3 protein-coding genes and 1 tRNA gene are annotated in these 5,347 nt (G+C 75.1%); all 4 read right to left on the bottom strand.

Features of this window, described 5'->3' with window-relative positions:
* Positions 1-1,200 (bottom strand): L-2-hydroxyglutarate oxidase (gene lhgO / locus ABD353_RS39070; RefSeq protein WP_344628484.1); only part of this gene is annotated, 1,200 nt, incomplete at its 3' end.
* Between the two features lie 266 nt (positions 1,201-1,466).
* Positions 1,467-3,044: a TROVE domain-containing protein gene (locus tag ABD353_RS39065; RefSeq protein ID WP_344628483.1), complete on the bottom strand. Its 1,578-nt coding sequence runs from the start codon at positions 3,042-3,044 to the stop codon at positions 1,467-1,469.
* A 304-nt stretch (positions 3,045-3,348) separates the two neighbouring features.
* A tRNA-OTHER gene (locus ABD353_RS39060) sits at positions 3,349-3,412 on the bottom strand.
* Positions 3,413-3,474: 62 nt separating this feature from the next.
* Positions 3,475-4,896: an NsdA family TPR-like regulatory protein gene (locus ABD353_RS39055; protein WP_344628482.1), complete on the bottom strand. Its 1,422-nt coding sequence runs from the start codon at positions 4,894-4,896 to the stop codon at positions 3,475-3,477.
* Positions 4,897-5,347 lie beyond the last annotated feature (451 nt).

The raw sequence follows: 5,347 nt of genomic DNA, 5'->3' as shown, positions 1-5,347 counted from the left end.
GGCCACCTCACGGCCGACCGGCAGCGAGGCGGTGGCGGCCGGCGAGGGCGCGTTCAGCACGTGCACCGCCCGGCGGGCGGAGGCCGGGTCGTCCGGGTCGAAGCCGGCGAAGGCGAAGTCGTCCAGCAGCGAGCCGTCCCGGGCCACCGCCTGGGCACGCACCCCGGCCGCCGCGGGGACGAGGTCCCCGGCGGTCACGGCCGGCAGCAGCCGCTGCACCGCGGCGGTGAACGCCTTCCGTGACAGCGAGCGGTGCAGCTCGCCGAGCTCGTACCGCCAGTGCCGCCGGGCGATCCGCCAGGTGCCGGGGAAGGCCGCCGTCCCCGCGAGGTCGCGCAGCCGCACCGTGCGCCAGTCGTAGCCTTCCCGGGCCAGCGCGGGCACCGCGTTCGGGCCGACGTGCACGTCCCCGTGGACACCCCGCGTGAGGTGCACGCCCAGGAACGGGAAGGCCGGGTCCGGCACCGGGTAGACCAGGCCCCGGACGAGGCCCCGCCGGTGCTCGGCCAGCTCGTAGTACTCGCCGCGGAACGGGACGATCCGCACCCCCGGGTCGTCCCCTGTGAGCCGCGCCACCCGGTCGCCGTGCAGGCCCGCGCAGTTCACCAGCACCCCGCAGCGGACCTCCCCCGCCGAGGTCTGCACCGTCACCCCGTCCGCACGGCGGGCCACCGCGCGCAACTCCGTCCCGGTGTGCAGCACCGCGCCCTTCTCCCCGGCGAGCTCCGCGTACCGGCGGGCCACCGCCGGGAAGTCGCAGATGCCGGTCGTACCGACGTGCAGGCCCGCCACCCCGCGGACCTCCGGCTCGTACCCGGCGATGCCCGCCGCGTCCAGCTCGGCCACCGGGATGCCGTTGGCGCGGCCGCGCGCCGCCAGCGCGGCCAGCCGCGGCAGCTCCTCGGCCGACGTGGCGACGATCAGCTTGCCGGTCACCTCGTGCGGGATGCCCTGCTCGCGGCAGAACTCCACCATCTCCGCGGCGCCGCCGGTCGCGTACCGGGCCTTCAACGAACCCGGCCGGTAGTACACCCCGCTGTGGATCACCCCGCTGTTGCGGCCGGTCTGGTGCGCGGCGAGGGCCTGCTCCTTCTCCAGCACCGCGACCTGCACGCCGGGCTGCGCCCGGGTCAGCGCGTATGCCGTGGACAGGCCGACGATGCCGCCCCCCACCACCAGAACGTCGACGTCGTAGCGCACCTCGGCCCCTTCGCTCGGCTGCCCCCGCCGCAGCGATCGTGCCACGACAGTGGCCCACCGAGAAGGCGGCCGGGGGAACCCCCAGGGGCGCGTGGGGGCACCTCCCGGCCGAAGGCTGGGGGCGAACTGCGCAGTCCGGGATCGGGCAACGCGACGAATCCGGGCCGGGCCCCGGTTCGTACGGCGGCCCGCATCCGAATCGCGCAGTTCTCCCCCCAGCCTTCGGCCGGGAGATGCCCCCACGCGCCCCTGTGCGGCGGCTGCCGCTAGTCCTGCTCCCAGGGCCAGTGGGCGTCGCGGCCGGCCTCCAGCAGCGGGATCAGGCGGAAGGCCGCGTCGGTCAGGCCGCCGAAGGTGTGGCGGCGGGCGCCGCCGGAGGGCGCGTGGCCCGCCCGGTAGCCGGCCAGGTTCCAGGTGTAGACCGGGACCTGCGCCGGGACCGCGGCGAGCGGGTCGCCCTGCCAACCGCCGTACGCCTGCTCGTCGGTGACGATCACCACCCGGTCGTGGCGCCGGTAGTGCTGCCGGACGGCCTTGCCGGTCTCGGTGCCACCGAGGTCGGAGAAGCGGTCCAGCACCTTCAGCACCGCGTCGCCGCGCTGCAGCTTGATCCGGCGGCTGGTGGTGCCGAACTCGACCAGGTCGGCGTCGGCCGCGCGCAGCGCCAGCGCCGCGCCGAAGACCGCTGCCGAGTCCGCCCGGTTGAGCTGGGTCTGCGCGCTCGGCCGGTCGAACATGGAGCCGGAGCGGTCGACCAGGACGAGCGTGCGGCCCGGCAGCACCGGGACGTTGGCGAGCGAGTGGCCGAGCGCCGTCTCCAGCGCGTGGCCCCAGCGGAGCGAGGGCGCGTGCCGGTGCGCGGCGAGGTAGCGGAACGGGAACTGCTTGGACCGCTGCACCTCGCCCCGGTCGGAGATCCGCCGGGCGACCTGCTCGGCCACCGCGTCCGACACCCCGGCCTGGTCGAAGTTCCGCAGGTTGCGGACGAGGGCCATCGACCCCATCGAGGGGATGATCGCCTCCCAGACCGCCGCGTCCAGCGGGCCCTGCAGCCAGCCGGCCAGCGCCTCCCAGGTCATGCCGGCCGCGGCCAGCCGCTCCGCGCCGCCGGGGCCGGTGACGACCGCGCGCCGCTGTTCGACCGGCAGCGCGAGCAGTTCGCGGCTGGCGGTCAGCAGGGCGTCGCCGGTCGGCGGGACGGCCTCGTCGGGGCGGTGCCGGCGGTCCAGTGCGTACCGGAACAGCGGGCCCTGCCACGGCTTGTCGGGGTGCGGCGAGGGGTGGGTCAGCTCCAGCACGTCGCCGAACCGGAAGCCCTTGGAGACGGTGTCGTACTTGAGCAGCGCGCGGCCGTTGTACAGCCGCCGCGTGGCGTCGGCGACACCCCGCTTGAGCGGCTTCGGCAGCGCCCGGCCGTACCGGGAGGTCCAGTAGGCGAGCAGCTCGCCGGGCTCGTCGGGGCGCTGCAGCACCGCGTCGACGGCCTGCCGGGAGAACCCGGGCGCCCCGGCGTCGAGCCGGGCGCGGGTGAACTCGGCGGCGCCGACCAGCGAGGCGGTGCGCATCGCGGCGCCGTACCGGAGCCAGCGCAGCAGGCCGAGCGTCCACTCCGGGTCGCTCACCGCGAGGGAGCGGACCAGGGCGGTGTACCGGTCGTCGCGGGCGCCGCCGCGCTCGTAGAAGGTGTCCTGGCCGACCAGGTTGGCGACGGCGAGCAGGAAGAGTTCGGACTTCTCGTCGCGCAGGTGGCCCACGCCGCCGGCGTGGTTGAGGGCGTGCTGCCCGGTCGTGGTCACGGGCGAGGTCGGGCCGGTCTTCGGGCGGCGGATGTTGAAGCGAGACATGGTGGTTCCCCCTGCGGGGAGGCACGGCGCGGCGCGGGGCGTCCGAGATCACGGTGACGGCAGCGGCGACCGGGCTTCACAGCACCAGGAGGCGCTCCACTGGAAGGAGCCGCGGCCTGCGCACCGGACGCCCCGGCGCGACGCCTCCCGAGATCAAAAGTGGGTGCCGGCTCATTTCTTGGAGGAAGTAACCGGTCCTGCGCACCGGGAGGTGGCAGTCGTATGCACGTGTAGGTGTCCAGAGAACAGAAGCGGCTGAGGTGACGTGTGCTGCTCTACCGACTGAGCTACACCGGCCCGAAGCCGATGACGGGACTCGAACCCGCGACCTGCCCATTAACAGTGGAAGTAACCTCTGCCTGCGCACCTGGACGAGGAAGACGTTAGCCACCGGGCGGCCCGGGGTGCATCCGAATATCCGCGGCGGCCTTCAGGTCGAGGCGGTCAGCACCAGCCGCGCCCGCTCCGTCAGCTCCCGCACCCGGCGCTCGTCCTGGTACGGCTCCAGGCGGCGCAGCAGTTCCAGGACGTACTCCCGGCTGCGCTGCGAGGAGATCCGCCCGGCCACGTCCACCGCGCGTTCGCCGGCCGCCACCGCGGCGTCCAGGTCCCCCGCCTCGGCCTCGGCCATCGCTGACACCACCAGCCGCAGCGCGTGCGAACGCACGTAGCCCTCGGTCGGCCGGGCCAGCGCCTCCCGGGTGAACTGCCGCACCTTGGACGGCATTCCGAGGTCGCGGAAGCACTCCGCGGCGTCCGCGGCCAGCCGGTCGTAGGTGTAGAAGTCGATCCAGGTCGGGTCGGCGTCCCCGGGCCGCGAGCGGTCCAGCGCCCCCTCCGCGGCGACCAGGGCCGTCGCACAGGCCGCCGCGTTGCCGGCCCTGGCCTGCGCCCGGGCCTCCACCAGGTGGAAGAAGCTCATCGTGCGGGCCGTCGCCAGCCCCCGGTTGCGTTCCAGCGCGGCCTGCGCGAGGTCCACCGCCTCCTCGGGGAAGTTCCGGTACACCGCCTGCAGGCTCATCGACGCCAGCACGTACCCGCCGAGCGGTACGTCCCCGGCCGCCCGGGCCAGGCGCAGGGCCTGGATGTAGTACCGCTGCGCGGCCTCGTGCTGGCCGGTGTCGAAGGCCATCCAGCCGGCCAGCCGGGTCAGTTCGGCCGTGGCGCCGAACAGTGCCCGGCCCACCGCGTCGCTGTACGAGCCGAGCAGTAGCGGGGCCGCCTCCACCCGCAGGCACTCCGGCACCATGGACGAACGCCAGTCCCCGCCGCCGTACTTGGAGTCCCAGCGGCGGGCCTCCTGGGCGGCCTCGCGGAGCTTCGCCGCGTCCGAGTGGCCCACCCGGTGGCCGGAGCGGTCCGGTGCCGCGGCCTCACGGGCGACCGAGCCGTCCGCCGGGGTGATCAGCCAGCGGGAGACCGGCGTCGCGTACGCCGAGACGGAGAAGGTGCCGGCCAGGCTGTCGCTCCACCGGCCGCCGCCGGGGCCTCTGCGCAGGTCCAGGTCGACCCGCCACAGCTCGGTCGCCGAACGGACGGCCTCCGGCACCTCGCGCGGGAACTCCAGGCCGAGTTCGGGGGTCGGCTGGGTGTCGCCGAGACCGATCTCCTCCAGCGGCACCGGGCGGCCCAGCTTGCTGCCGAGCGCGGTCGCGATCAGGTGCGGCACCGGCCGCTGCGGCACCATGCCCTTGGTGACCCACCGCGCCACCGAGGTCTTGTCGTAGCGCAGCGTCAGACCGCGCTGCGCGCCGAGGTCGTTGACCCGGCGGGCCAGGCCGGCGTTGCTGATCTGGGCGAGGGACAGGAGTGCGCCGAGCCGTTCGTTCGGCCCTCGTGAACTGGCGGTCATGGTGGCGGTGGCACCCCCTGGCGAGGTCCTGCGCGGAGGGTGGCGCGCGTATTGCGGCCACCCGCTGCACCTAGCGTAGTCGGACGGGTTCCGAGGGTTAAGAGGCCGCATTCCGGATGGCGGGATCGCGCGCACCAACGGCCTGTCGGCGACGGTCCGTCCGCCCCGCCGCGGAACGGCCCGCTCCGCCGTGCTCCGGGCCGGACTCCCGTGCTCCGGTGCCGTGCCGACGTGCGCCCGCCCGTGCCCCCTGGCCGCAGCGGCAGGTGGGCGATTCGCTGGAGCCCGTGGATCGGCCCGCCGTCGAGGACCCGGCGGGCCGGGGGAGACCGCTGCCGCCATCCCCGCGGGCAGCGGTGGGTCCGGGAGGGCATGCGGATGCCCTCCCGGGCAGTGCGACGCCTTTCGGCCATTCGGCGATGTCCATGCCACGAGGCGACAGGGGACGGCC

Origin of the sequence: Kitasatospora arboriphila (genome assembly GCF_039528095.1) — a bacterium.
GTDB lineage: Bacteria > Actinomycetota > Actinomycetes > Streptomycetales > Streptomycetaceae > Kitasatospora > Kitasatospora arboriphila.
Note: the sequence above shows the minus strand (reverse complement) of the source record. Positions and strands in the feature narration are given on the sequence as shown.